22 protein-coding genes and 1 riboswitch are annotated in these 24,583 nt (G+C 72.0%); of the genes, 10 read left to right on the top strand and 12 right to left on the bottom strand.

The genetic code is table 11. The features are described 5' to 3' along the window. Positions 1-113: 113 nt before the first annotated feature. From AB0H86_RS25175 to AB0H86_RS25150, 6 genes are all read right to left on the bottom strand, one after another. Positions 114-947, bottom strand: a complete 834-nt coding sequence (locus AB0H86_RS25175; protein ID WP_362442893.1) for an ECF transporter S component — start codon at positions 945-947, stop codon at positions 114-116. After that, the gene (locus AB0H86_RS25170) at positions 944-2,704 is read right to left on the bottom strand and encodes an ATP-binding cassette domain-containing protein (protein WP_362442891.1); all 1,761 of its coding nucleotides are present in this window, start codon (positions 2,702-2,704) and stop codon (positions 944-946) included. Before AB0H86_RS25170 ends, AB0H86_RS25175 begins: the two co-directional genes overlap by 4 nt. Further along, the gene (locus AB0H86_RS25165; RefSeq protein WP_362442888.1) at positions 2,701-3,897 is read right to left on the bottom strand and encodes an energy-coupling factor transporter transmembrane component T; all 1,197 of its coding nucleotides are present in this window, start codon (positions 3,895-3,897) and stop codon (positions 2,701-2,703) included. The genes AB0H86_RS25170 and AB0H86_RS25165 overlap by 4 nt, the downstream gene beginning before the upstream one ends. Continuing rightward, positions 3,887-4,504: an SCO2322 family protein gene (locus AB0H86_RS25160; RefSeq protein ID WP_362443222.1), complete on the bottom strand. Its 618-nt coding sequence runs from the start codon at positions 4,502-4,504 to the stop codon at positions 3,887-3,889. The genes AB0H86_RS25165 and AB0H86_RS25160 overlap by 11 nt, the downstream gene beginning before the upstream one ends. A gap of 56 nt (positions 4,505-4,560) precedes the next feature. Then, positions 4,561-5,811 carry a prenyltransferase/squalene oxidase repeat-containing protein gene (locus AB0H86_RS25155; protein ID WP_362442885.1) on the bottom strand — a complete coding sequence of 417 codons (1,251 nt, stop codon included), beginning with the start codon at positions 5,809-5,811 and terminating at the stop codon, positions 4,561-4,563. A gap of 110 nt (positions 5,812-5,921) precedes the next feature. Continuing rightward, positions 5,922-6,041: riboswitch (cobalamin riboswitch) on the bottom strand. Positions 6,042-6,131: 90 nt separating this feature from the next. Then, a complete protein-coding gene (locus AB0H86_RS25150; RefSeq protein ID WP_362442882.1) occupies positions 6,132-7,157 on the bottom strand; it encodes an MBL fold metallo-hydrolase in 1,026 nt (341 codons plus the stop codon). Between the two features lie 213 nt (positions 7,158-7,370). On the opposite strand from AB0H86_RS25150, the gene AB0H86_RS25145 reads away from it, so the two are divergent. From AB0H86_RS25145 to AB0H86_RS25130, 4 genes are all read left to right on the top strand, one after another. Then, entirely contained in the window at positions 7,371-8,828 is a 1,458-nt protein-coding gene (locus AB0H86_RS25145) for an aldehyde dehydrogenase (RefSeq protein ID WP_362442879.1), read from the top strand. Positions 8,829-8,831: 3 nt separating this feature from the next. After that, positions 8,832-9,104: a ferredoxin gene (locus tag AB0H86_RS25140; RefSeq protein ID WP_362442876.1), complete on the top strand. Its 273-nt coding sequence runs from the start codon at positions 8,832-8,834 to the stop codon at positions 9,102-9,104. Between the two features lie 199 nt (positions 9,105-9,303). Then, positions 9,304-10,494, top strand: a complete 1,191-nt coding sequence (locus AB0H86_RS25135) for an AAA family ATPase (protein WP_362442873.1) — start codon at positions 9,304-9,306, stop codon at positions 10,492-10,494. A 41-nt stretch (positions 10,495-10,535) separates the two neighbouring features. Further along, entirely contained in the window at positions 10,536-12,182 is a 1,647-nt protein-coding gene (locus AB0H86_RS25130) for a VWA domain-containing protein (protein WP_362442870.1), read from the top strand. Positions 12,183-12,225: 43 nt separating this feature from the next. On the opposite strand, the gene AB0H86_RS25125 is transcribed toward AB0H86_RS25130, so the two are convergent. Further along, a complete protein-coding gene (locus tag AB0H86_RS25125) occupies positions 12,226-12,840 on the bottom strand; it encodes a TetR family transcriptional regulator (protein WP_362442867.1) in 615 nt (204 codons plus the stop codon). Between the two features lie 210 nt (positions 12,841-13,050). Here AB0H86_RS25125 and AB0H86_RS25120 point away from each other — a divergent pair, with 210 nt between their 5' ends. Genes AB0H86_RS25120 through AB0H86_RS25110 form a run of 3 tightly spaced genes read left to right on the top strand, consistent with a single transcriptional unit; the run spans position 13,051 to position 16,291 of the window. Next, complete coding sequence (locus AB0H86_RS25120; RefSeq protein ID WP_362443219.1) at positions 13,051-14,457, top strand: glycosyltransferase family 4 protein; 1,407 nt, start codon at positions 13,051-13,053, stop codon at positions 14,455-14,457. After that, a complete protein-coding gene (locus AB0H86_RS25115) occupies positions 14,451-15,224 on the top strand; it encodes a class I SAM-dependent methyltransferase (protein ID WP_362442864.1) in 774 nt (257 codons plus the stop codon). The genes AB0H86_RS25120 and AB0H86_RS25115 overlap by 7 nt, the downstream gene beginning before the upstream one ends. Further along, positions 15,221-16,291 (top strand): prenyltransferase/squalene oxidase repeat-containing protein, encoded by a 1,071-nt coding sequence (locus AB0H86_RS25110; protein WP_362442861.1) that lies wholly within the window; start codon positions 15,221-15,223, stop codon positions 16,289-16,291. The genes AB0H86_RS25115 and AB0H86_RS25110 overlap by 4 nt, the downstream gene beginning before the upstream one ends. Before the next feature lie 271 nt (positions 16,292-16,562). On the opposite strand, the gene AB0H86_RS25105 is transcribed toward AB0H86_RS25110, so the two are convergent. Further along, on the bottom strand, positions 16,563-16,856 hold the full coding sequence (locus AB0H86_RS25105) for a hypothetical protein (protein ID WP_362442858.1): 294 nt from the start codon (positions 16,854-16,856) through the stop codon (positions 16,563-16,565). Between the two features lie 151 nt (positions 16,857-17,007). Between AB0H86_RS25105 and AB0H86_RS25100 the strand changes: the two genes are divergently transcribed. The 3 genes from AB0H86_RS25100 to AB0H86_RS25090 are packed head-to-tail and all read left to right on the top strand — an operon-like array spanning position 17,008 to position 20,679. Then, positions 17,008-18,339 (top strand): hypothetical protein, encoded by a 1,332-nt coding sequence (locus AB0H86_RS25100; RefSeq protein ID WP_362442855.1) that lies wholly within the window; start codon positions 17,008-17,010, stop codon positions 18,337-18,339. After that, the gene (locus AB0H86_RS25095; RefSeq protein ID WP_362442852.1) at positions 18,336-19,916 is read left to right on the top strand and encodes a VWA domain-containing protein; all 1,581 of its coding nucleotides are present in this window, start codon (positions 18,336-18,338) and stop codon (positions 19,914-19,916) included. Before AB0H86_RS25100 ends, AB0H86_RS25095 begins: the two co-directional genes overlap by 4 nt. Continuing rightward, positions 19,903-20,679: a hypothetical protein gene (locus AB0H86_RS25090; protein ID WP_362442849.1), complete on the top strand. Its 777-nt coding sequence runs from the start codon at positions 19,903-19,905 to the stop codon at positions 20,677-20,679. The genes AB0H86_RS25095 and AB0H86_RS25090 overlap by 14 nt, the downstream gene beginning before the upstream one ends. Before the next feature lie 25 nt (positions 20,680-20,704). On the opposite strand, the gene AB0H86_RS25085 is transcribed toward AB0H86_RS25090, so the two are convergent. The 4 genes from AB0H86_RS25085 to AB0H86_RS25070 all read right to left on the bottom strand — a co-directional run bounded on the left by AB0H86_RS25085 (position 20,705) and on the right by AB0H86_RS25070 (position 24,499). After that, positions 20,705-21,715: an LLM class F420-dependent oxidoreductase gene (locus AB0H86_RS25085; protein ID WP_362442846.1), complete on the bottom strand. Its 1,011-nt coding sequence runs from the start codon at positions 21,713-21,715 to the stop codon at positions 20,705-20,707. A 111-nt stretch (positions 21,716-21,826) separates the two neighbouring features. Beyond that, on the bottom strand, positions 21,827-22,633 hold the full coding sequence (locus tag AB0H86_RS25080) for a hypothetical protein (protein WP_362442843.1): 807 nt from the start codon (positions 22,631-22,633) through the stop codon (positions 21,827-21,829). A gap of 163 nt (positions 22,634-22,796) precedes the next feature. Beyond that, entirely contained in the window at positions 22,797-23,756 is a 960-nt protein-coding gene (locus tag AB0H86_RS25075) for an N-acetylmuramoyl-L-alanine amidase (protein WP_362442840.1), read from the bottom strand. Between the two features lie 89 nt (positions 23,757-23,845). Beyond that, positions 23,846-24,499 (bottom strand): class I SAM-dependent methyltransferase, encoded by a 654-nt coding sequence (locus AB0H86_RS25070; RefSeq protein ID WP_362442837.1) that lies wholly within the window; start codon positions 24,497-24,499, stop codon positions 23,846-23,848. Positions 24,500-24,583: the final 84 nt, after the last annotated feature.

Genomic DNA, 24,583 nt, shown 5'->3' with positions numbered 1-24,583 from the left:
GCTCTCCGGTCGGCTGGACGGGCGGGGTGCGCTCAAGTCCACCACGGGCGCGGGACACTCGCGCGGAGGCTCTGCAACGAGGCTGGTCGGATCTGCGGCATACCTACGACGGCTCACGCACCGGGCGTGTCGAAGGTGACCGGCGTCTCGAAGGCCGCCCGGCGAGTCGCGCGGCGCAGGGCGCGGAGGATCGCCGGGCCGACCAGGAAGGTCAGCACGACGGTGACCAGGGCCCGGCCCAGGTCCCAGCCCAGCGAGGTGGCCAGGCAGTAGGCGACGAAGCGGGCCAGGTTGGCCGGCACCGCCGCGTCCGGGGCGAAGGCGATGTTCGACGCGTTCTGCTGCATGAACGGCCAGCCGGCCAGGTTCATCACCGTGCCGTAGGCGAAGGCGGCGAGGAAGCCGTACCCGGCCAGCAGACCGAGTTCCGGCCGGCCGCGTAGACGGTCCGGACCCGGCAGCAGGCCCGCACCCATCGTGAACCAGCCCATCGCCAGCATCTGGAACGGCATCCACGGGCCCACCCCGCCCGTGAGCAGCGCCGACGCGAACATCGTCACGGAGCCGAGCACGAAGCCGAAGCCGGGGCCGAGGACCCGCCCGCTCAGCACCATCAGGAAGAACATCGGCTCGATACCGGACGTCCCGGCCCCGATCGGCCGCAGCGCCGCCCCCGTCGCCGCCAGCACGCCGAGCATCGCCACCGCCTTCGGGCCGAGCCCCGACTCGGAGATCGTCGCGGCGACGACGGCGACCAGCAGGACCAGCAGACCCGCGAAGAGCCAGGGCGCGTCCTGCGCGTGCGCGCTGACCTGGGAGGTCGGCGGGGCGAGGAACGGCCAGCAGAAAGCGACCACGCCGACCGCGCTGACCAGGGCGAGGGCGAGCAGGGAACGGGGGCCGAGACGGACGGCGCGGGCCTGGCGGGTGCCGTGAGCGGCGGTCATGACAGGGCCTTTCGCACCTGGGCCACCGTGAGCCACTTCCGCGGCGCCAGGATCTTGGCGACCTGCGGGGCGAAGGACGGGGACGCGACCACCACGTCCGCCGTCGGCCCGTCCGCGATCACCTCGCCGTCGGCCAACAGGACCACCCGGTGGGCCAGTTCGGCGGCCAGCTCGACATCGTGCGTGGCCAGCACGATCGCGTGCCCCTCGGCCGCCAGCCCCCGCAGAACGGCGACCAGGCGCGCCTTCGCCGCGTAGTCCAGGCCCCGGGTCGGCTCGTCGAGGAGCAGCAGTGGAGGGCGGGCCGCCAGCACCACGGCCAGGGCGAGCGCGAGTCGCTGCCCCTCGGAGAGGTCACGCGGGTGGGTGTCGTCGGTGATGCCGGGCAGCAACTCGGACACCAGCGCCCGGCAGGTGCCCGCCGCGGCGCCCGCGTCCCGGTCGGCGGCCGCGCACTCGGCGGCGACCGTGTCGGCGTACAGCAGGTCCCGGGGCTCCTGCGGTACGAGACCCACCCGGCGTACGAGGTCACGCGGGGGTGTCCGGTGCGGTACGGCTCCGCCGACCCGGACGGATCCGGCGGCCGGCGCGACCAGCCCGACGAGCGCGGAGAGCAGCGTGGACTTCCCGGCGCCGTTGCGGCCCATGAGGGCGACGGTCTCGCCGGGGGAGACGGTGAGGTCGATGTGACGGAGGGCCTGGACGCGGTCGCGGCGGACGGCGAGGGAGCGGACGTCGGCCGTGGGCCTGCCGGCCGTGGTGGCAGGGATGGGCGGGGGCTTTTTGCGGAGGCGCCAGCGGGAGGCAGGGGCGGGGGTGTTGGCGGTGGTCGTGGCTGTGGTGGCGGGGTGGGGAGCGGGCGACGGGAGCGGTTCGGCGACGGGTCCCGTGACGGGGTCGGGGCCGGGCCCGGTGACCGGTTCGTCGTGGGTTCCCTCCCGTCCGGTCAGCCGCTCCCGCAGGTCACCGGCCCGGCGCCGGGCGTCCCGGACCGTCAGGGGCAGGGGGGACCAGTCCGCGAGGCGGCCGAGGCCCACCACTGGCGGGTACACCGGCGATACGGCCATGATCTCGGCCGGGGTGCCGAGGACCGGCGCGGCTGAGGGCGCCGGGAGGAGGGCGACCTGGTCGGCGTACTGGATGACGCGTTCCAGGCGGTGCTCGGCCATGAGGACCGTCGTGCCGAGGTCGTGCACGAGTCGCTGGAGCACCGCGAGGACCTCTTCGGCCGCCGCCGGGTCGAGCGCGGACGTCGGCTCGTCGAGGACCAGGACCCGTGGGTGCGGGGTGAGGACCGAGCCGATCGCGACCCGCTGCTGCTGGCCCCCGGAGAGGGTGGCGATGGGTCGGTCGCGCAGGTCGGCGAGGCCCAGGAGGTCGAGGGTCTCCTCGACGCGGCGGCGCATCACGTCCGGGGCGAGGCCCAACGACTCCATGCCGTACGCGAGTTCGTCCTCGACGGTGTCCGTGACGAAGTGCGAGAGCGGGTCCTGGCCGACGGTCCCGACCACATCGGCGAGTTCGCGCGGCTTGTGCGTGCGGGTGTCCCGGCCGGCGACGGTGACCCGGCCGCGCAGGGTGCCCCCGGTGAAGTGCGGGACGAGTCCACTGACCGCGCCCAGAAGGGTGGACTTGCCCACGCCGGACGGGCCGACGAGGAGCACGAGTTCGCCTTCCGGCACCTCGAAGTCGACGTCCCGGACGGTGGGTTCGGTGGCGCCGTCGTACGTCACGGAGACGTTCTCGAAGCGGATCACGACGGTTCCTTGAGTGAGGACTTGAGTGAGGACTTGAGTGAGGACTCGGGCGAGGACCTGGGCCGGAAACCGGGCGAGGACGCGGGAGCGACAGCGGAAGCGGGGGCCGGTGCGACGAAGGCGGGGAGGAGGCCGAGGAGGACGGCCGCCGCGGGCCACACGGGGAGGGCGGGGGTGACGAGGGGGACCACGCCGGGGTGCAGCGCCTCGGGGTCGTGGGAGGAGGCGAGGGTCAGCAGGACGGCGACGGCGACACCGGACCCGGCGACCAGCCAGGCGCGGACGTCCCACCGGTCGGGGCGGTAACGGGTGCGCGGGGAACGCCGGCCGCCGAGGTGCAGACCGGCCAGGGCGGCGGCGAGCCCGGCGAGCAGGACCGGCAGACCGTAGGCGCCGCCTTCCGCGGTCAGCAGACCGTACGTTCCCGCGCAGACGCCGAGCAGGCCGCCGAGGGTGAGGGCGGCGGTCGTACGGCGGACGGGGGCGGGGACGTCGGCGGTACGGCCGTAACCGCGGGAGTCCATCGCGGCGGCGAGGGAGACGGAGCGTTCGAGGGCGCCCTCCAGCACCGGAAGCCCCACGTGCAGGAGGCCGCGGACGCCCTTGTCCGGGCGGCCGCGCAGGCGGCGGGCGGCGCGCAGCCGCTGGACGTCGGCGATGAGGTTCGGGGCGAAGGTGAGGGCGACGACCACGGTCACGCCCATCTCGTACAGGGCGCCCGGCAGGGACTTGAGCAGCCGGGCCGGGTTCGCCAGCGTGTTCGCCGCGCCGACGCAGATGAGGAGCGCGGCCAGCTTCAGACCGTCGTAGAGCGCGAAGAGGAGCCCCTCGGCGGTGACCCTGCCGCCGAGGCGGATGCCCTGCGCCCAGTAGGGGAGGGGGACTTCGGGGAGGGTGACGATCACGTGCGAGCCGGGGATGGGGGAGCCGAGGACCACGGCGAAGAGGAGGCGGATGAGCAGGACGGCCACGGCGAGCTTGGCGAACGCGGAGTAGGAGTGCGCGGTGGGGGTGTCGGGGCGGCGGGCGGCCACGACGTAGGCGGAGGTGGCGATGAGGAGGGCCAGCAGGAGCGGGTTGGTGGTGCGGGTGGCGGCGGTGCCGAGGCCCAGGGCCCACAGCCACCAGGCACCGGGGTGCAGCACCGCCCGGCGCTGGTACCGGCGGCCGGACCACTCGCGGCTACGACGCATCCCCGCGCCGCTCCCCGCGCCGCCTCGCCTGCCACATCGCCGCCGCGCCCAGTACGGCGACAACGGCCACCCCCGCGAACAGGCCCACGGAAGGCCCCCCGCCCGCCGAGCCCTTCTCGTCCTTGGGGGTCTGCTCCTCGGCCGTGGCCCCCGGCGTCCCTCCCGTCGCCACCTGCTCCCCGCATCCCGTCCTCGGGTAGCCCGAGATCGCGCACAGCAGGGCGTTGGTGTCGTAGCGCAGGGGTTTGGCGACCGAGGCCAGGGCCTCGGCCGTCGTGGCGTCGGGGGAGACGACGGCGCATGCCGTTCGTCGCGTCGGCGGGCTCTCGCCGGACGGGGCGTCCGTCCCCGTGCCGAAGTCGATGACCAGGGCCACCCTCTTCTTGCCGGCGCGCGCGGGCGAGTCCGCGCAGATCGTGCCGAAGTCCGCCGTGCCGCGCGGCTGTGCCGCGTCGCCGGAGTCCTCGCTCACCGCGAAGCGGAAGCCCTGGACGTCCTTGTCGGAGGGGCGGGCGGTGGAGGGGCCCTGGGTCGCGTACGCCCACTGGTCGCCGTCGCGGTCCCAGAAGGACCAGTAACGGTAACCGGCGGCCTGCGCCTGGCCCATGGCCCCCACCAGGAGGAACAGGACGGTCACGAACAACGTGCCGGCACGGCGGCGGGTCACGGCCGCTTCCTCTTGTTGCGGCCGCTGATGAGGAAGCCGATGCCCGCTCCGGCGGCGAGACCCGCGCCGACGATCCACCAGATGTTCCCGCTGTCCGAGTCGTCGCCCTTGGCGGACTCGGCGCTCTCGCCGGACTCGCCGGACCGCGCGGTCGCCGTCCGCGGGGCGGGCCCCGTCGCGTTGAGCTGCCTCACCAGGTCCGTGCCGCCGAAGTCACGCGGATCCGTGCCGGTCGCGTGCGCGGCGAAGACCAGTTGGGCGTAGGCGGCCGGCCCGCTCTGCTTCGCCCACGCCGACGAGTTCCGCTCCAGCCACTTCAGGGGCCCGGCGGCCCGCCCGGCCCCGCCCTGCGCGGCGAGGGCGACGACGGCGTCGGCGGTGTTGCCGAAGTCGGGCTGGTCGGTGGCGCCGGGGAGGGCGGACATGAGGTGGTCGTCCTTCGCGAGCGCCTTGGTGAGGTAGGCGGCGCCGTTGGCGGCGGCCTGCCGCGGGGCGAGCGAGCCGGAGTCCGAGCAGGCGGCGGCCTCGTCCCGCGCGGCGGGCTCGACCACCAGTCCCTTTCCGAGCGCGCCCACGACACCTGCCGCCGTGGCGTCCGCGTTGGCCGCCAACGTGCCCTTCTTGTCGGGCTGGAAGGCGAAGGCACCGGCACTGGCACCGGTACCGGCGCCCTTGCACGGCAACGCCAGCTTCATCAGGGCGTCGTACGGCGACCGACCGCCCTTCCTGACCTGCGCGGGCTTCTCCCCTACGGCGGTCAGCGCGCCGACGACGACGGACGTCGAGTTCGTGTCGCTGGCGCCGCCGGGTGTGTAGCCCCAGCCGCCGTCCGTGTTCTGCGCCGACTTCAGCCAGGCGACGGCCTTGCCGGTGGCGGCCTGGTGGCCGCCGAGCGCGGTGAGGGCCTGGACAGCGGCGGCCGTGTTGTTGGTGTCGACCATGACCTTGGCGTCGCACGCCTTGGAGACGTCCGCGCGGAAGGGCGCGAAGGCGCCGTTCGCGCACTGCTGCCCGGTCAGCCAGTCCACCGCCGAAGCGGCGGGCCGCACGCCCACGGTGTGCTGGGCGAGCAGCGCGAGGGACTGACGCCAGACGCCGTCGTACGTCGGGTCGGTGCTGCCGTAGAGCCCGGAGGGGAGCGCGGGTTTCGCGGACGGGGACGGGCCGGCTGCGACGGCGGGCGCGGTGACGGCGCCGATCACGGCGGTGGCGGCGGCCAGAACCGAGGCGTTGCGGCGGACGTTCATGATCGGCGGGTGCCTCTCCCTGAGGGGAGTCAAACAGCACGGGACACCCCGGCGGCTCGGCTCCGTATACCTCGACGGTGCCGCACACCGGCCGGTCGCCGGTGCACGTGAGCCGGTCACGTCCGTACGGGGCAATCCGGCTCGCCGCTTTCGACGGCGGCTCACGGTTGCGGGCCAGCGCCGGATTTACACCGGCTTCCCCCCGTACGGGCGTGATGACGACCTGGCTACTCTACCGGCCCGTAGGAAACGCCCTACGGGGGCCGCCCGGGGGTGACGAAGCACTACGGACGCGAGGTGTCGCACCTCAGGGCACGTACTCACACGGCCACGTACGTCACCGGCTCGGTCCCCGGGACCGCCTCCGCCCGGCCCAGCTTCACCAGTCGGCGCAGATGTGCCTCGGCCTCCGAGACGGCGATGTTCCTGGAGCCGTAGGGGATCTGCTCCCAGGGGCGGTTCCACTCCATGTGCTCGGCGAGCTGCCAGGGGGTGAGGGGCTCGGCCAGGAGGGTCAGCAGGCCGGTGAGGCGGTCCTCGTGGTGGGTGAGCAACTCCCGTACGCGGGACGCCGCGTCGGTGAAGACGTGCTGGTGGGCCGGGAGCACCTCGGCGGGGGCGAGGCGGCCGACGCGCTCCAGGGAGTCGAGGTAGTCGCCGAGGGGGTCGGTGACAGTGGCGTCGTCGGGATCCTCGTACAGGCCGATGTGCGGGGTGATCTCGGGGAGCAGGTGGTCGCCGGAGAACAGGCGGCCGTGGCCCGGGAGTCGGGCGGGATGCTCCTCCTCCAGGTGCAGGCAGACATGGCCCGGGGTGTGGCCCGGGGTCCAGATCGCGCGCAGCCTGCGGCCCGGGAGGTCGAGGAGTTCGCCGGGGACGATCTCCCGGTCGGGCAGCGCGGGGGCCAGCCCGGGCAACGGGCGGTGGCGTGCGGTGCGCAGGGGCGCCACGTGGTTCTCGGGGGCGCCGGCGGCTTCGAGCTTCGTCGTCATGTAGGTGAACCAGCGTTCGGGGCGGGTCGATCGGGTCCGCCGTACGATCGCGCCGTCCGCCGCGTGCATCGCGATCCACGCGCCGGACGCCTCGCGCACCCGGCCGGACAGGCCGTGGTGGTCGGGGTGGTGGTGGGTGATCACCACGCCGTGGATCTCGTCGGGGGAGGTGCCGCAGGCGGTCAGCCCGTCCGCGAGGGCGTCCCAGGAGGCCGGGTCGTCCCAGCCGGTGTCGATCAGTACCGGGCCGCGGTCGGTGTCGACGACGTACACCAGGGTGTGGCCGAGGGGGTTGTCCGGGATGGGGACCCTGAGGGACCGGACGCCGCCGCCGTGGTCGTTCACCTGCGCCATGGGCTCCCCAATCGCCGCGTGATCGCCGTGTTCCGGCCATGGGAGGCCGAGTATAACTAGAACGCGTTTCGATGGGAGCCCGGGACGACCTTCTCGTGCCTGTCCCGCCCGTGTCCCGCCCGTGTCCCGCCCGTGGACTCCTCCGAGTGGAACTGGTATCAGTTCCCTATCTGATGAACCGTCAGAGAAAGCCGCTCCGGGGAGGCAGTCGCCATGACCGAGCTCGTGGAACACGGACAGCTGTTCATCGGCGGGGAGTTGACCGACCCCCTGGGCGCGGACGTCATCGAGGTGATCTCCCCGCACACGGAAGAGGTCATCGGACGCGTGCCGCACGCCTCGACGGCGGACGTGGACCGGGCGGTGGCCGTCGCGCGCGCGGCCTTCGACGAGGGTCCCTGGCCGAGGATGTCGCTGGACGAGCGGATCGAGGTGGTCACCCGGATCAAGGACGCCATCGCCGTGCGGCACGAGGAGATCGCCCGGGTGATCTCCTCCGAGAACGGGTCGCCGTACTCCTGGAGCGTCCTCGCCCAGGCGCTCGGCGCGATGATGGTGTGGGACTCGGCGATCACGGTCGCGCGGAACTTCACCTACGAGGAGACACGCGACGGCGTGCTCGGCCGCATCCTCGTCCGGCGCGAGCCGGTGGGAGTGGTGGCCGCCGTGGCCCCTTGGAACGTCCCGCAGTTCGTGGCCGCCGCCAAGCTCGCGCCCGCGCTGCTCACCGGCTGCACGGTGGTGCTCAAGCCGTCGCCCGAGTCGCCGCTGGACGCCTATCTGCTCGCCGAGATCACCCGTGAGGCCGGGCTGCCGGAGGGTGTGCTCTCCGTTCTCCCGGCGGACCGCGAGGTCAGCGAGTACCTGGTCGGGCACCCGGGCGTGGACAAGGTCTCCTTCACCGGCTCGGTGGCCGCCGGCCGACGGGTCATGGAGGTCGCCTCCCGCCATCTCACCCGCGTGACACTGGAGTTGGGCGGCAAGTCGGCGGCGGTGGTGCTGCCGGACGCGGACGTGGAGACGGCCGTGGCGGGGATCGTCCCGGCGGCCTGGATGAACAACGGGCAGGCGTGCGTGGCGCAGACCCGCATCCTGCTGCCCCGGTCGCGCTACGACGAGTTCGCCGAGGCCCTCGCGGCGGCGGCCGGCGCGCTGGTGGTCGGCGACCCGCTGGACCCGACGACACAGGTGGGCCCGCTGGTGGCCGAGCGCCAGCAGCGACGCAACCTCGACTACATCCGTATCGGCCAGGAGGAGGGCGCGAAGATCCTCATCGGCGGCGGGCGTCCGCCGGGCCAGGACAGGGGCTGGTACGTCGAACCGACCCTCTTCGGCGACGTCGACAACTCGATGCGGATCGCCCGCGAGGAGATCTTCGGCCCGGTGATCTGTCTGCTGCCCTATGGCGACGAGTCCGAGGCGCTGAAGATCGCGAACGACTCCGACTACGGCCTCAGCGGCAGCGTGTGGACGGCGGACGTCGAGCACGGCATCGAGATCGCCCGACAGGTCCGTACCGGAACGTACTCGGTGAACACCTTCAGCCTCGACATGCTCGGCCCGTTCGGCGGCTACAAGAACTCCGGGCTGGGACGGGAGTTCGGGCCGGAGGGCTACGGGGAGTACCTGGAGCACAAGATGATCCACCTCCCGGCGGGCTGGGAGGGCTGACCGATGGGGGCACCTCCCGCGCGAGCGAAGTCGAGCGTGGGGGCGGGCGACCGCTGGCAGATCGAGGTCGACCGCTCCCTGTGCATCGGCTCCGCGAGCTGCCTCCACCACGCCCCCGACGGCTTCCGCCTCGACGCGGGCCGCCAGTCCCGCCCCGTCCGAGCGGAAGCCGACGCCAACGAGAAGATCCTCGCGGCGGCGGAGGGCTGCCCGGTGGAAGCGATCATGATCACGCTGCTGGGGAGCGGGGAGCCGGTTTTTCCGCCGGAGGAGTGAGGTTCTCTTCCGGCGGGGCCGCCGCTCGTGACGTTGCCCGCTGCTCGCTTGTGCCTGTGCCTGTGCTTGTGCCTGTGCCTGTGTCTGTCGCCGGGGGCGATGGATGTCCGCGCTCCGGTGTCGGGGTCGACCGCTATCTTGCTCGGGCAAGGGGGTCGTCTCGTCAGCCCAACAGGGCGCCACGGGCAAGGAGTTGAGCATGGACGCGCAGGACACGGCCAGGAGGATGCGGGCGATCGGCGACGAGCTGTCGGACCGTTTCTACGAGCGGGCCGACGTGGTGCGGACGCTGGTGGTGACGCTGCTGGCCGGACGGCACTCGTTGGTGCTCGGCCCGCCCGGAACGGCGAAGTCCGAGCTGGCCCGGGAGCTCACGGGCAGGGTCGAGGGGGCGTCGTACTGGGAGATCCTCCTGTCGAAGTTCACCGCGCCGACGAGGATGTTCGGTCCCATCGACGTCGCCGCGCTGGCCCGGGGCGAGTACCGCCAGGTCTACGACGGCCGTGCCACGACCGCGCATGTCGCGTTCATCGACGAGATCTTCAAGTGCTCCACGGCGGCGCTGAACGAGACGTTGGGCTACCTCAACGAGCGGATCTACCACCCCGAGAGCGGCGGCGAGCCGATCCACTGCCCCCTGATCGGGGCCATCACCGCGAGCAACGAACTGCCAGGCGGTGAGGATTCGGCCGCGATCTACGACCGGCTGCTGGTGCGCATAGAGGTCGGGTACCTCGCGGACCCCTCGAACTTCGCCGCGCTGGTCCGCTCCGCCGTCAGTCGCCCGGCGGCGCCGACCCGGACCACCATCGAACTGGCCGCGTTACAGCACGCGGTGACCGAAGCCGTGCCGGCCGTGGACGTCCCCGACGCGATCGTGGACGCGATGTGCACACTGCGGGCCGCTCTGCGCCGCAAGGAACTCGTCGCCTCCGACCGCCGCTGGCGGCAGGCGGTGGGCCTGCTCCAGGCGTCCGCGTACCTCGACGGCCGTCCGGCGGTCGCCGAGAGCGACCTGTCGGTGCTGACCCATGTGCTGTGGGACTCCCCCGCCCAGCGCCCGACCGTCGAGCGCGAGGTGCTGCACCTGGTCAACCCCGACGCCAAGGAGGCGCTCGACCTGGCCGACACCATCGAGGAGCTGGAGGCCCAACTCGACGCCATGGCCGGGCAGTCCCGCGAGGCGCTGAGCGAGTGGGTCATCAAGAAGGCCCACAACAGGCTCGCCATGGCGGGCAAGCGCCTGGAGAAGCTGCGCGCGGAGGCGGCGGGCGCCGGCCGCTCCACCGCCGCCATCGACCGGGTCACCGGCCGCCAGCGCGCCGTCCGCGCCCGCGTCCTCACCGAGGCCCTCGGCGTGGACGCGAGCACGGTGCAGGCTCAACTCTGAACACCGGCGGACCAGGAGGGGATCAGGAAGGGACCGGGACCATGGGCGGGACACCGAGCAGGCTCGACGAGCTGGCGAGCCCGGCCGGGAAGTGGCTGGGCCTGTCCGCCGCGGCTCCCGAGCGGCACACCGCAGCCGTGGTCGCGGACCGGTTCGACCGGATCACCTGGCGCGACACCTACGAGCAGTCGGCCGGACTGCGCGACCTGGCCGAGGAACTGAACGAGCGCCACGACCACACCACCGACCTCCTGACCGACGTGTTCCTGGCCGCCTACAAGATCCGCCCGCGGTTGCGCGAGCGCGCGGAGATGGATCCCTCCCGGCTGGTCAACCACCAGGTCATCACCTCACTGGAGGAGTCACCAGAGTTCGCCGAGCTGCGCCGGGAGACGGCCGGTGACCCCTACGCCGCCGCCATGGCCGTGCTCGCCCATGCCGCCGCGCTGCGCCGGATGCTGGAGCGCTCCCGGTATGCCCAGGAACTGGCCGAGCAGGCGAAGGAGGCCCGCCAGGACACCGAGGACGCGGCGACCGCCGTGAGCGAGGCGCTCCAGCAGGCCGCGGCCGAGGCCACCAGGGGCGACGAAACCGACGAAACCGACGAGCCCGGCACCGTGCCGACTCCGGCCGCCGACGCCGTACACCAGGCGATCAAAGCCGCCGAGGCCGCCGGGACCGCCGCGCGACAGGCCGCCCAGGACGCCGCGCAGGCCCTCACGGCGGCGGTCCCCGGCATCCGTGTCGCCGCGCGGAACGCGGCGGCGAAGGCCGCCGAGGCCGCGAGGGGGGAGGCCGCGCTGATGCGGGCATGGGGCGTTGGTCCCGGCGAGCTGGAGCGGATGCCGTTCGACCAGCGCGCCCGGCTCGCGGAGCGGCTGCGCACCGGCCGTCTCGCACAGTGGGCCGAGCTGATCGGCCGTTTCCGGCAGATGGCCGACGGTGAGCGCGCCCGCAAGGTGGAGAACACCGTCGGGGAACTGGTCGGCGTCACGCTGGGCAACGATCTCTCCCGCGTCATCCCCTCCGAGCTGGCCAATCTCGGCCTGCCCGAACTGCGCGCTGTGTTCGCCGCGCGCTACGCCGCCGGGGAGCTGATGCTCTACGACAGCCAGGGAGAGCAGACCACCGGTCAGGGCGCCGTCATCGCGTGTGTGGACACCTCGCACTCCATGTACGAGGCAGGGCCCGGCGGAGTCACCCGGGAGGCGTGGGCCAAGGCGTGCGCCCTGGCGCTGCTGGATCAGGCCCGCCACGCGGGGCGTGACTTCGTGGGCATCCTGTTCGCCGCCGCAGACAAGATCCAGGTCTTCCGCTTCCCGGCCGACCAGCCCGCCGGCACCGCCCAGGTCCTCGACTTCGCGGAGACCTTCCTCGGCGGCGGCACCAGCTACCAGAGGCCGCTGACAGTGGCTCGCGAACTGCTGGCGGAGGAGTTCGACGACGCCGCCCGCGGGCGCGGCGACATCGTGATGCTCACCGACGACGAATGCGACGTCACCGAGGAATGGATGCGCGGCTGGAACGACGCCAAGCACCTGCTGGGCTTCCGGGTCTTCGGCGTGGCCATCGGCGCCCCGCGCGCCGCCGAAGCCGGCTCGGTCCTGGAGGCCCTGTGCGACAACCTCCGCTGCATCGAGGACCTCTCCGACGTCCACGCCGCCGCCGACCTCTTCCGCGTGATCTGACCCGGCCCTCTCCCCGGGAGCGCACTCAACCGTCAGTCAGCTGTCAGTCGTCGGTGGACGTCAGATCGATCAGCCGGCACACCGTCTCGATGTCGATCCTCACCTGCGCGATGGAGGCACGCCCCGACAGCCAGGTGGTCAGGGCCGAGTGCCAGGTGTGCTCGATGACGCGGACGGCGGAGAGCTGCTCCGGGGTGGGATTCTCCAGGCCCATCGCGTCCAGGATGATCGCCGTGGTCTGACGGGAGACCTGGTCGACCTCGGAGCTGACACCGCGGTCCGCGAACGTGAGGGCGCGGACCATCGCGTCGGCGAGATGCGGCTCGCGCTGCAGCGCGCGGAAGGCCCGCATCAGGGTCTCCGCCACCCGCTGTGCCGCCGTCTCGCCCGTCGGCGGCTTCTTCCGCAGCGTGCCGTGCATGTGCTCCAACTGGTCCTGCATCGTGGCGACCAGCAGATGCACCTTGGACGGGAAGTAGCGGTACAGCGTGCCGAGCGCCACCTGGGAGGACTCGGCGACCTCGCGCATCTGCACCGCGTCGAAGCCGCCCCGGCTCGCCAGTTGGGCGCTCGCGTGCAGGATGCGGCGACGGCGCGCCTCCTGCCGCTCGGTGAGAGGCGAGGACTGCGCCTTGTTCGCCTTGGCTTCCGCAGGCATGGGTCCCGTTCCGTGACAGTCGGTGAGGGTCGGTGATCGCACAGGATGACAGGGCGGGCCGGTCGTGGCGTGAATCACCTGATCCACTGCTCCCAGCACCCCTACCAGCCGGTAGATTCAAAGCCGACTTAACGATCAAGTCTGAAACTTGTTCTAGATTAGCGTCCCGTCGTAGTCTCGCGGGACATGGCAGGCAGAAGGGGGCTCGGAGTGACCGCTGAGGCCAGTCAGGTGGGGTCCCAGCATGACCTCGCTGCCGACGGCGGGCGACCGCTCAAGATCGCGCTCCTCACCTATAAGGGAAACCCGTTCTGCGGCGGCCAGGGCGTCTACGTACGACACCTCTCGCGTGAACTCGCCCGGCTGGGCCACCGCGTCGAGGTCATCGGCTCCCAGCCCTACCCCGTCCTCGACGAGGGCCACGACGACCGACTCTCCCTCACCGAGCTGCCGAGCCTCGACCTCTACCGCCAGCCGGACCCGTTCCGCACCCCCAAACGCGCCGAGTACCGCGACTGGATAGACGCGCTGGAAGTGGCGACGATGTGGACCGGCGGGTTTCCGGAACCGCTGACGTTCTCCCTCCGCGTCGGCCGCCAACTGCGCTCCCGACGCGGTGAGTTCGACGTCGTGCACGACAACCAGACGCTGGGATACGGGCTGTTGGGCGACATCGGTGCCCCGCTCGTCACCACCATCCACCACCCCATCACCGTCGACCGGCAGTTGGAGCTGGACGCCGCCGAGGGCTTCACGCGCCGCTGCTCGGTGCGCCGCTGGTACGCCTTCACCCGGATGCAGAAGCGGGTCGCCCGCCGGCTGCCCTCGGTGCTCACGGTCTCCGGCACGTCCCGTGCGGAGATAGTCGACCACCTGGGAGTACGTCAGGACCGTATCCACGTCGTCCACATCGGCGCCGACACCGACCTGTTCTCGCCCGACCCCTCGGTACCCGTCGTGCCGGGCCGGATCGTGACGACATCCAGCGCGGACGTACCCCTCAAGGGCCTGGTCTTCCTCGTCGAGGCACTCGCCAAGGTCCGCACCGAGCGCCCCGACGCCCACCTCGTCGTCGTCGGCAAGCGGCCCACGGAGGGACCGGTCGCCCAGGCGGTCGAGCGCTACGGCCTCGAAGGCGCCGTCGACTTCGTGAAGGGCATCTCGGACGCCGAACTGGTCGACCTGGTGCGTTCGGCCCAGGTCGCGTGCGTGCCGTCGCTGTACGAGGGCTTCTCGCTGCCGGCCGCGGAGGCCATGGCGACAGGCACCCCGCTGCTGGCCACCACCGGCGGCGCGATCCCCGAGGTCGCCGGAGCCGACGGGGAGACCTGCCTGGCGGTACCGCCGGGCGACGCGGGAGCGCTGGCCGCCGGTCTGAGCCGACTCCTGGGCGACCCCGAACTGCGCGCCCGGCTCGGCCGCGCGGGGCGCGAGCGGGTGCTGGAGCGGTTCACCTGGGCGAAGGCCGCGGAGGGCACGGTGGCCCGGTACCGCGCGGCCATGGCCGCCGCCGCGGGAGAGGGCGTCGACCGTTCCGAGCCCGCGCCTCCCGGCCGCCCCGCGGTCGCAGAGGTTGTTGACGTTGTATCCGATCGCGAAAGCAGGGCCACGTGCTGACCGTCGACTTCTCCCGGTTCCCGCTCGCCCCGGGCGACCGGGTCCTGGACCTCGGCTGCGGTGCCGGCCGGCACGCGTTCGAGTGCTACCGGCGCGGCGCCCAGGTCGTGGCGCTGGACCAGAACCGTGAGGAGATCCGCGAGGTCGCGAAGTGGTTCGCGGCGATGAAGGAAGCCGGGGAGGCCCCCGAGGGCGCCACCGCGACCGCCATGGAGGGCGACGCCCTCGCACTGCCCTTCCCGGACGAGTCCTTCGACGTCGTCATCATCTCCGAGGTGATGGAGCACATCCCGGACGACAAGGGCGTACTCGCCGAGATGGTGCGGGTGCTCCGGCCCGGCGGCCGAATAGCGATCACCGTCCCGCGCTACGGCCCCGAGAAGGTCTGCTGGACCCTCTCCGACGCGTACCACGAGGTCGAGGGCGGCCACATCCGTATCTACAAGGCGGACCAACTCCTCGCCAGGATCCGCGAGGCCGGCCTCAAGCCGTACGGCACCCACCACGCGCACGCCCTGCACTCCCCGTACTGGTGGCTGAAGTGCGCGTTCGGCGTCGACAACGACAAGGCGCTGCCGGTGCGGGCGTACCACAAGCTGCTGGTCTGGGACATCATGAAGAAGCCCCTCGCGACCCGAGTCGCCGAACAGGCCCTGAACCCGCTGATCGGCAAGAGTTTCGTGGCGTACGCGACGAAGCCACACCTGCCCGGGCTGTCGGACACCGCAGCCGGGACCGAGACCGAAACCGAGGCGGCCGCCCAGTGACCACCCCCCGGACAGAACACCTCGTCCTGCCCGGGGTCCTCACCGCCGAGCAGGCCGCCGCGACCGTCGCCGGTGTGCTCGCCGTGCAGCGGGAGGACGGGGCGATCCCGTGGTTCCGCGGGCACCACCTCGACCCGTGGGACCACACCGAGGCGGCCATGGCGCTGGACGCTGCCGGTGAGCACGAGGCCGCCGAGCGGGCGTACACCTGGCTGGCGCGGCACCAGAACGAGGACGGCTCCTGGTACGCGGCCTACGCGGACGGGGACTTCGACGACGTCACCGACCGGGGCCGGGAGACGAACTTCGTCGCCTATGTGGCCGTCGGGGTCTGGCACCACCACCTGGCCACCGGCGACGACCTGTTCCTCGACCGCATGTGGCCGACCGTCTACGCGGCGATCGAGTTCGTGCTGCGGCTCCAGCAGCCCGGCGGGCAGATCGGCTGGAAGCGCGAGGACGACGGTACGGACGTCACGGACGCGCTGCTGACCGGCTCCTCCTCCATCCACCACGCGCTGCGCTGCGCCCTCGCGATCGCCGAACAGCGTGAAGAGCCGCAGCCCGACTGGGAGTTGGCCCTCGGGGCGCTCCGGCACGCGATACGCCGGCACCCGGAGCGGTTCCTCGACAAGGACCGCTACTCGATGGACTGGTACTACCCGGTGCTGGGCGGCGCGCTGACCGACGCCGAGGCCAAGTCCCGTGTGGAGGAGGGCTGGGACCGTTTCGTGGTCCCGGACCTCGGGGTGCGCTGCGTCGATCCCAACCCGTGGGTGACGGGCGGTGAGTCGGCCGAACTCGCCCTCGCCCTGTGGGCGTTGGGCGAGTCCGACCGGGCGCTGGAGATCCTTCAGTCGATCCAGCACCTGCGTGACGCCGAGTCAGGCCTGTACTGGACCGGCTACGTCTTCGAGGACAAGGCCGTCTGGCCGAGGGAACTGACCACCTGGACAGCCGGCTCCCTGCTCCTCGCCGTCGCCGCCCTCGGCGGCGACGAGGCGACCTGCACGGTCTTCAGCGGCCACCAACTACCAAGAGGCCTCGACCCGGACTGCTGCGCCTGAGCCCCCGGCACGACCGGGGTCTCAAGGCAGGAGCAGTGCCGGTGCAACCGGTACGACCAGGGGCTCCCACAAGCTCAGTGCCGGTGCATCCGGTTGGCGATGGCGTGGCCGATGAACAGGTAGACCACGGCGGCCAGTCCGTAGCCTGCCACGACCCGTGCCCAGGCCTCGTCGACGGTGCTGTGTTTTCTGGGGGTGCCCCCCAGACCCCCGGGTCACGCGACCAGCTGGTGGGTCGGTTGTTTGCCGGGGGCCTGTGAGGGTGGGACGCTCAGTGCCGGTGCATCCGGTTGGCGATGGCGTGGCCGATGAACAGGTAGACCACGGCGGCCAGTCCGTAGCCTGCCACGACCCGTGCCCAGGCTTCGTCGAAGGTGAACAGGTCACGCGACCAGCCGGCGAGCCAGGCTGCCACGTCGTGGACGAACTGCACCAGGTCGTTGGCCCGGTTCGCGTCCAACAGATACATGAGGATCCACAGTCCGAGGATGACGGCCATGACGTCCGCGACCACCGCGATGACCGTCCCCGCAGAGTTGGAACCGCTGCGATATCGAGAGGACATGTCTTCCGGATGGCCCCGAATCCCTGTTTGAAACCTGGAGTGTTCGCGGCGGCCGGGCGTTCTCATCCGTTCTGTCGCGGTACTTCCTGACGGCGCCCCGCGTTCGAGATGATGGCTCATGCTCCTGCTTCCGGGAGAGGCAGGAGAGCCGGTGTCCGACACAGACAGACCGCACGCCCCGTCCGCCCCGGAGACCCCGCGTCCCCTCGCGGAGCCCCGACTGGCCACCCGGCACCGGGAACGCCGGCGATTACCGCGTCATGTGGTCCTCGCACTCCCGCTGGCCCTCACCGGGCTGATCTCGCTCCTCCTCTCCGGCAACGCGCTGCGCCCCTTCGAGACCATCGTGACCATCGAGGCCCGCATGGCCTCCAAGTCGGACTACTTCAGGGACCCCGAGGTGCGGCGGCTGTTGCTGGAGCACGGCATACGGGTCGACATCCACCGGCTCGGCTCCCGGGGCATCGCCACGCAGTCCCTGCGGGGCATGGACGTCGTCTTCCCGTCCGGCCAGCCCGCGGCAAAGCTGATCCTCGACCGGCAGGACCGCTCCGTACGTTCGGTACGGCCCTTCGTCACACCGCTGGTCCTCGGCACGTTCCGGGACTACGCCGAGACACTGGTGCGAGCGGGCGTGGCCACCCCGCAACCGGTCCAGGGCGGCGGCCGAACGCTCTACTACGACCTCGACATGAACGAGTTCATGGGCCTGCTCGACGGCCGCGACGGCCGCGACGGCGAGCGCGACACCGCCGACCAGGACCGGGACGGCACACCCGAACGGGCCGACACCTGGAACGGCATCGGTTTCGACAAGGGCGGAGCACACAGCAACAGCGGACGCGTCCTCGTACGCACCTCCAACGTCTGCGAGTCCAACGCGGCAGGCACCTACCTGAGCATGCTCGCCTTCGTGAAGAACGAGGACAGCGCCCCGGGCGCGGGCGAGCCCGACGAGAAGAAGGCCGCCCAAAAGGCCCTGGACCTGGCCGGCCAGATCAAACCCCTCATCGGCGCCCAGGGCATGTGGGCCGACGATCAGGCCGAGAGCTATCTCTCCGAGATCGGCGAGAGCATCGCGCCGATCTCCCTGATCTACGAACACCAGTACCTGGCCCACCAGATCGACTACGAGCGCGGACACCACCGCCAGGACACCAACCGGGTACTGCTCTATCCCACCCCGTACGCGCTCACCGAGCCGCAGCTCATCTCGCTCGGCGGCAAGGGCGACAGGCTGGTCACCCTGATCGAGACCGACCCCGAACTACGCCGACGTGCCGTCGAGTTGGGCTTCCGTGTCCGTTTCTCCGGCGAGGACGGCACCAGCGAGCAGCTCAACGCCTACCTGGACGGCCACGGCATACAGGTCCCGCAGCCGAACCGCGACCAGACCAAGGTCTACGAACCCGACCTGGACGTCCTGGAGAAGATCATCACCTATGTGGGTGACTGCCCGCCGCCCGTCCGGGACACCCCGTGAGCCACCGGGGGCGCCGCGCCCGCGCCCTCACCGCCGGCCTCGCGCTGACCCTGCTCGCCTCCCTCGCCCCCTCCTGCACACAGGGCCGGCACGACATCACCCTGCGGGTCCTGGCCAGCCCCGAACTCGCCGACCTGGAACCGCTGTTGGACCAGCTCGACGACGACACCGGGGTCCGGCTCGACATCGACTACAAGGCGACGGCCGACCTCTCGGACGCCCGGAGCGACGGCTACGACCTGGCCTGGCCCGTGTCCGACCGTTCGTTCCTGCTGGGACTGCGGGACTCCGGCGACCAGGCGGGCCGGCCCGAGTCGACCGCGATCATGCGCTCACCCGTGGTCGTCGGCCTCACCCCCGGGACCGCGCGCACCCTACGCGCCCGGACTCCCGGCGGACACCTCTCGTGGGCGGACCTCGCCGACGCGGCCGCCGACGGCACCGTACGGTTCGGGATGGCCGACCCGCGCACCAGCGACACCGGCCGTGCGGCCCTGGTCGGCGTCGCCACCGCGGCCGCCGGCACCGGCAGCGCGCTGCGCGAACAGGACGTCTCCTGCGACCGGTTACGCGGTTTCCGCTCCGGCCAGACCCTCACCGGCGCCAGTTCCCGCGACCTGGTCGACACCTTCGTACGCCATCAGGACCGGGCCGACGCGCTGATCGCCCACGAGTCCGAACTGCTGTCCCTGAACGCCACGAAGAAGCTGCCGGAACCCCTGGAGCTCGTGTACCCCGAGGACGGCATGGTGCTGTCCGACTTCCCGCTGCTCCTGCTCGACACCCGGCAACGGTCCGCGTACGGGAAGGTGGTGGACTGGCTGCTCGGGGCCGACACACAACGCGAACTGACCCAGCGCACCTGGCGGCGCCCGGTGAACCAGGACGTGCCCCCCGCGCCACAGCTGCGGGCGGCGATCGGCAACGCGCTGTCCTTCCCCGACCGGCTGTCCACCGTGCGACGCCTGGTCGCCGACTACGGGGACCCGGCCCGGCACACCACCGACCAGGTGGTGTTCGTACTGGACTTCTCCGGCTCGATGCGCGGGGAGCGGATCGCCGCACTACGGGCCGCGTTCGCCGGGCTCAGCGGCGCCGACCCGACCTCCACCGGCAAGTTCGCCCGCTTCTACCGGGGGGAGCGGCTGACGGTGGTGCGGTTCGGCGGACGGGTGCTGGAGGAGCGCACGGTGACCGTCCGCGGCGACAAGGACCTCCGTACGCTCGACGCGACCGTGGCCGACGGCGGCATCGGCGACTCCACCGCCCTCTGGTCGGCCCTCGACCACGGCTACCGCATCGCCGCCGACGCCGTGCGCGACGAGCCAGGGCGGCCCGTCTCCATCGTGCTGATGACGGACGGCGAGAACAACGCGGGCATCGGCTACGAGGAGTTCCTGCGCCGGTACGGCAGGCTCGGCGCCGCGGCACGCGAAGTGCCCACCTTCCCCGTCCACTTCGGCGAGGCAGACCCGGCCGCACTGCGCAAGGCCGCCGACGCGACCGGCGGCCGCGTGGTCGACGCCGACAGGTCCTCGCTCTCCGACGCGTTCAAGGAGATCCGTGGGTGTCATTGACAGTCAGTGGTGGAGCCTGTGGTGGCCCTGGATGGCCGTCTGGCTCGGGACGGTGGTGTGCCTGGGCGTGCTGCTCCAGTACGCCGTGGCGCGCTGGGGACTGCCGCGCAGGGGGCGCCGGGCGGACCGGCCGGTGATCTCCGGCATGTGCATCTACGTCAACGAGACCTGGGTGAAGGACATCGCCGACATGCACGGCATCCCCCACACCGACGAGATGGCGGTCGCCGCCAAGGTCGCCACCGTCCGTGGGCTGGGGGTGTTCGCCCGGTTCGGCGCCGGCGGCGGAAAGGCACAGCACGACGAGACCAAGGAACGCGTGGTCGAGTACCTGGAGCAGAACACCCCGATGAAGGCGCTGAGCCTGATCATGGAGAAACTGCGGGCCAGGGACTGGGTGGTGGACGCCGACCTCGCCGCCGGGCGCCTCGACGCCAACGGGACCCTCGCCAGGACGCTGCGTGCCGCGCCGGACCGGACAGGGGCGCCACTGACCGCCGTACGGTCGGACTTCGTGCTGGTCACCGGCCTGTTCACGGCCGACCGCGCGGACGGCGGCGGCATCGTGCTGCGGGCCCGCTACGGCCCGGGCACGCCGGCCGCGCGGGTGCGGATCACCTGCCGGGAGAACTGGGTCCGCGAGGAGTTCCGCGTCGAGGACTACGCGGAGGGCGAGTTCCCGGCCACCTGCCTCGGCCGGGTACGCGTCTGGAACGGAGCGACCGGGGAACTGACCCTGGACCCGGTGTCCGTCTTCCACTGAGGGCCACCGAACACCCCGTCCGGGACTACCCGTTCAGCTCCGCCAGCACCCGCAGCGTGGTCCGGTCCGGTGCCACGGCCAGCAGGTCCGTCACCGGCCCCTTGCGCCACGACTCCAGTCGTTCGGCGATGCGTTCACGCGGCCCGACCAGGGAGATCTCGTCGGCGAACGCGTCCGGCACGGCCAGCACGGCCTCCTCCCGACGGCCGGACAGGAACAACTCCTGGATCCGCCGGGCCTCCTGTTCGTACCCCATGCGGGCCATGAGGTCGGCGTGGAAGTTACGGGCCGCGTGGCCCATCCCGCCGATGTAGAAGCCGAGCATCGCCTTGACGGGCAGCAGCCCTTCGGCGACGTCCTCGCAGACCCGCACCTGGGCCATGGGAGCGACCCGGAAGCCTTCCGGCAGGTCGCCCACCGCGTCCCCGTACGCCTCGGGCCGGTTCGGCGACCAGTACAGCGGCAGCCAGCCGTCCGCGATCCGGATCGTCTGGGCCACGTTCCGCGGTCCCTCGGCGCCCAGCAGCACGGGGAGACGGGGGCGCAGCGGGTGGGTGATGGACTTCAGGGGCTTGCCGAGTCCGGTGGCGTCCGGGCCGCGGTAGGGGAGGGGATGAAAGCGTCCGTCCAGTTCCACCGGCGCCTCACGCCGCAGCACCTGCCGTACGACGTCGACGTACTCCCGGGTCGCGGTCAGCGGCGACTTCGGGAACGGCCGCCCGTACCAGCCCTCGACCACCTGCGGACCGGACAGACCGAGCCCGAGCGTCATCCGGCCGCCGGAGAGATGGTCCAGGGTGAGGGCGTGCATCGCCGTGGTGGTCGGGGACCGGGCCGCCATCTGGGCAACCGCCGTACCCAGCCTGATCGTCGAGGTCCGCGCGGCGATCCAGGTGAGCGGGGTGAACGCGTCCGAGCCCCAGGACTCGGCGGTCCACACGGAGTCGTAGCCGAGCCGCTCCGCCTCCTGGGCCAGCGCCACATGGTCCGCGCCGGGGCCACGGCCCCAGTAACCGAGTGCCAGCCCGAGCCGCATACGCCCTCCAGGTGTCTGACGATGTGTCAGTTACCGGTCCGGGCAGCGACTGTACGACAACGGCCCCCCACCCGGAAGGGCGGGAGGCCGTTCGTACGCGGACCTCGGGACTCAGCCGCGCTGGATCCCCGTGGTGTCCTGCAGCACGCCACGACGGCCGTCCTGCGTCTGCGCGACCAGCGCCGGACCGCGCTGCTCGACGGCGAGGTACCAGGTACCCGGGGCGAGTTCGGCGATCGGCGTCGGCGAACCGTCCTCCGCGAACAGCGGACGCGCCACCGGCACGGCGAACCAGAACGGCGAGAAGTCCGGCGCCGGGGCCGGAGGCTGCGCCTGCTGCGGCTGGGGCTGGGCGCCGTAGGGCTGCCCCGGCTGCGGCTGACCGCCGAACGGGGCCTGCTGGGCACCGGGGTAGCCGTAACCGCCGGCGGGCTGGGCTCCGTAGGGCTGCGGGGCGGCCGGCTTGGGGGCGGGGATGAGGGCGCCCTTGAGGGCGGGGACCAGGGGGGTGGCGATCGCACCGGCGGCCAGCACCAGGGCGCCGATCAGCCCGAGGATGAGGCCGGCGCCCGCACCGATGTCCGCTCCGTTGAAACTGTCACTGAACGCGCCCAGCGGGTCGATGATCGTCCAGAACGAGGTCCACGCGGCGAAAATCGTCAGTGCGACGCCCACCTGCCCCAGGTCGAGTCCGACGACTTTGAGGGGCTGCGGCAGCGCGCGTGCGGCGACGATCAGGGCCGCCCCGATGATGCCGCCGATGTACAGGCTCATCACCAGGCCGAGGTTGTCCCAGGCGCTGGGGATGTCGCCGCCGCCGCTGTCGCTGGAGTACGTGTCGAGAAACGACGCGATGAACAGCAACACCGCTGCTCCGATCACCACGCCGTCGCCTCGAGTGAGGGAGCGGATATTCACTTCAAGGTCCTTCGGTTCAGTCGTCTCGTCGTCGGTGGAGGCGTCGCTGTCACCATGTCGCCTTCAGGCCCTGGTGTGAAGCGCGGGGGGTGAGCCCCTCATCGTTGGGACGACACTATCGTCCGCCCTGAGGGGGTGTCCGCCCGGATCAGCGCGCTGATCCCTACCCGCGCAGGAAACTCACGATTCCCTCAGAGATCCCCTGCGCCGCTTTCTGTCGCCAGGCATCACTGGTCAGCAATGCCGCGTCCTTGCTATCGCGCATGTTGCCGCACTCGATGAACACCTTGGGAACCGTTGACAGATTGAGACCGCCCAGGTCCGTGCGGGTGACAAGTCCGGTGCGGCCGCCGATGTAGTTGGAGGGCGCGCTGCCCGTGACGCGCACGAAAGTGCCCGCGACGCGCTCGCCGAGCTCACGCGAAGGGGCGACGATCGCACGGGTGTCGGCGGCGCCCGCGTGCACACTGCCCGGCAGGATGACGTGGAAGCCGCGGTTGCCGACCGCCGAGCCGTCCGCGTGGATCGACACCACGGCGTCCGCGTGCGCCTCGTTGCCGATCCGGGCACGCTCGTCCACGCACGGGCCGTAGGGCCGGTCGCCGTCCTGGGTCAGCTTCACCGTGGCGCCCTGCCGTTGGAGGACCGTGCGCATCCGGTGGGCGACGTCCAGCGTGAACCGGGCTTCCTCGTAACCGGAGTTGGTGGCCGTCCCCGTGGTGTCGCACTCCTTCGAGTTGGTCCCGATGTCCACCTTGCGGTTGATCGCGGCCGCGTTCTTGAAGTTGCCCAGGTTGTGCCCCGGGTCGATGACGATCACCTTGCCCCTGAGCGGGCCGGACGCGGCGGGCGCGGACGTCGTCGTGTGCGGCGTCGGGCTGGGCTGCTTGTCGTTGTCGTCCCCGGCCGTCCTCGGCTCGGAGACCGTCGGGGAGACGGGCGCGCTCGACGACGCGGGCGCCCCGGCCGTCTCCTTCGAGCCCCCGCCCGTGCCGCCGACCGTCTCGTACACCAGCCAGCCGAGCAGTGCTCCCGGCACCAGCGCGGCGACCGCCACAGTCAGGGGACGACGCCGGGAACGGCGGGGCTGGGGAGGATCGAAGTCCGGGCCTACATACGACACGACAGCCACCTTACGGGCCGACCACGAGCTCCGTGGACACCCCTACGGAGTCGGCGCACCGGGCCGTGGCGGCGTGCGCGGCGTGCGGATCAGGGGCGGCCCGTCCCCGTTCGCCGCAGCACCCGGAGCGAGTCGGTCGCCGAGACCTCCGTGAAGGCGCCGGACTCCAGCGCCCGGAGGTAGACGCGGTAGGGGGCCTGGCCGGTGAACTCGTCGACCGGGTCCGGGAACACGTCGTGGATGACGAGCAGTCCGCCCTCGGCGACATGGGGAGCCCAGCCCTCGTAGTCGGCGCCCGCGTGCTCGTCGGTGTGACCGCCGTCGACGAAGACCAGGCCGAGCGGAGTGCCCCACACCTTCGCCACCTGGGGCGAGCGGCCGACGAGGGCGACCACGTGCTCCTCCAGGCCGGCCCGGTGCAGGGTGCGGCGGAAGGTGGGCAGAGTGTCCATCAGACCGAGCTCGGGGTCGACCGTCTCCGGGTCGTGGTACTCCCAGCCCGGCTGCTGCTCCTCGCTGCCGCGGTGGTGGTCCACGGTGAGCGCCACGACCCCGGCCCCGCGCGCCGCGTCGGCCAGCAGGATCGCGGACCGCCCGCAGTACGTGCCGACCTCCAGCAACGGCAGCCCGAGCCGCCCGGCCTCGACGGCCGCCGCGTACAGGGCGAGCCCCTCGTGCACCGGCATGAAGCCCTTCGCGGCCTCGAAGGCGGCCAGGATCTCGGGCTTGGGGACCGCGGGCATGGGGGTCCTTTCGGTCGTATCGGCGAACCGGTGGGTGGGTGTGCGGCGCCCATGCTGCCGCACCCCCCGCCGCGCGTGCGACAG

This window comes from Streptomyces sp. NPDC050997 (assembly GCF_040660135.1).
Classification (GTDB): Bacteria; Actinomycetota; Actinomycetes; order Streptomycetales; family Streptomycetaceae; genus Streptomyces.
The sequence above is the reverse complement of the archived record's forward strand: the minus strand, read 5'-3'. Positions and strand labels throughout refer to the sequence as shown.